The 1,277-nt window shown below is 68.4% G+C and carries 5 protein-coding genes; all 5 read left to right on the forward strand.

Going from position 1 to position 1,277, the window contains the following annotated elements; translation table 11 throughout:
- Window positions 1-259, forward strand: a 259-nt coding sequence (locus BUE42_RS33305; protein WP_159445538.1) for a hypothetical protein, incomplete at its 5' end; no start/stop codon positions are given.
- The gene (locus tag BUE42_RS31405; RefSeq protein WP_073469458.1) at window positions 256-489 is read left to right on the forward strand and encodes a hypothetical protein; all 234 of its coding nucleotides are present in this window, start codon (window positions 256-258) and stop codon (window positions 487-489) included. The genes BUE42_RS33305 and BUE42_RS31405, both read left to right, overlap by 4 nt.
- Window positions 486-650: a hypothetical protein gene (locus tag BUE42_RS33310; protein ID WP_159445539.1), complete on the forward strand. Its 165-nt coding sequence runs from the start codon at window positions 486-488 to the stop codon at window positions 648-650. The genes BUE42_RS31405 and BUE42_RS33310 overlap by 4 nt, the downstream gene beginning before the upstream one ends.
- Window positions 647-1,060, forward strand: coding sequence for a hypothetical protein (locus BUE42_RS31410; protein WP_073469461.1), 414 nt, complete (start codon window positions 647-649; stop codon window positions 1,058-1,060). Before BUE42_RS33310 ends, BUE42_RS31410 begins: the two co-directional genes overlap by 4 nt.
- Window positions 1,057-1,266, forward strand: a complete 210-nt coding sequence (locus BUE42_RS31415; protein WP_073469464.1) for a hypothetical protein — start codon at window positions 1,057-1,059, stop codon at window positions 1,264-1,266. Before BUE42_RS31410 ends, BUE42_RS31415 begins: the two co-directional genes overlap by 4 nt.
- The last annotated feature ends 11 nt before the right edge of the window (window positions 1,267-1,277 follow it).

Below are 1,277 nucleotides of genomic sequence, written 5' to 3' on the forward strand. Positions count from 1 at the left end.
CCCGCCGATCCTGCCGCCGCCGACTCGCCGCGAAGAAGCGCCGGAGCCGGTGCGGATGCGCACGTGGTCCGCCTTCATCCAGCCGAAGCACGGCGAGCCGGTGCTGGAGACGGTCGAAGCCACGTGCATCGAAGATGCTCGCGTCAAGGCTCGCGCGCTCGGCCTGATGCTCTTCCGCCGGCTGCCGTTCAACTTCAGCGTGCGCCGGGCGCCCGCCTCGCCGCGGTACGAGTCGGCCTTCGGGGAGTTGACGGCATGAGCACGCAACTCACCCGCGCTCGCGTCGAGCGTCTCGCCTCCGAGATCAAGCAGGTGAAGCGCCGCGCACGCAGCGCCGATCCCGCCACGAAGGGCGCCATCAGCTATCCGTACCTCTGCGGAGGCATGGAGGCGACCGTGTGCGGCCTCGTCGACGAGTTGGCTGGCCCCGCAGCCGCGGCACTCATCAAGGCGGCGTTCGCTGCCAGCGATGACGGGAGCGCCTCGTGAGCCAGCCCTTCACCGACGACCAGCTGCGCCGCATCGAGTTCGCCGCATGGCAGCGCGAGGAACGCGCCTACCTGATCGCGGCCGGGAAGCTGCGCGCGCCCGAACCGCAACCGCGCGAGCCCGCGCAACCCGCAACCGACAGCACGGAGACACCGTCATGACGATCAGCATCCTCAAGGCCGAGCGCTTCTACCCGCTGGGCAAGCCACTGCCGCGGCCCGAAGAGACGAAATCGGTGGTCGACGCCGTCCAGATCCGCCCGGGCATCTGGCGCAAGCCCGACGGCACGCTGGAGACGCGAGGCTACGAAACGCCGAAGCCGACCACGAAGCCCGCAGAGCCGGAACCCGTGAAGGCCGAGGCCGCAGCGCTGGGCGATGGGTGGATTCAGTGCAGCGCGGACATGCCGGATGTCCCCGAAGGGTGCTATGAATTGCGCATGGGCTCGCTCGCCCGCAAGGCGTGGACGCCGAAAAGCGCAGAGAAGCGCTGGTCGCTGCGCCGCAATATCACACAAAAGGAGGCAATCGCTGCCCACCAGTACCGCCTCATCCCCACGGAGGCGGCATGAGCGCGCTGAAGCTGATCGGCGAAGTCGTCAGCATTGGCGACATGCCTGCCAATGAGGTGCCGCAGATCGCAGGCGTGCCGCATGTCCTGCTTGCGATGGCTGGTGGCGGAACGCTGCTGATCTCGGGAATGACGCGCGAGGAGTGCGCAACTCTCGGCCGCGCGTTCGCCCGCACCATCACCGTGAGCTTCGAGGTGCCCGCATGAACCAGTCCAAC

The sequence above is a fragment of the Rhizobacter sp. OV335 genome (genome assembly GCF_900142965.1).
Lineage (GTDB): Bacteria > Pseudomonadota > Gammaproteobacteria > Burkholderiales > Burkholderiaceae_C > Rhizobacter.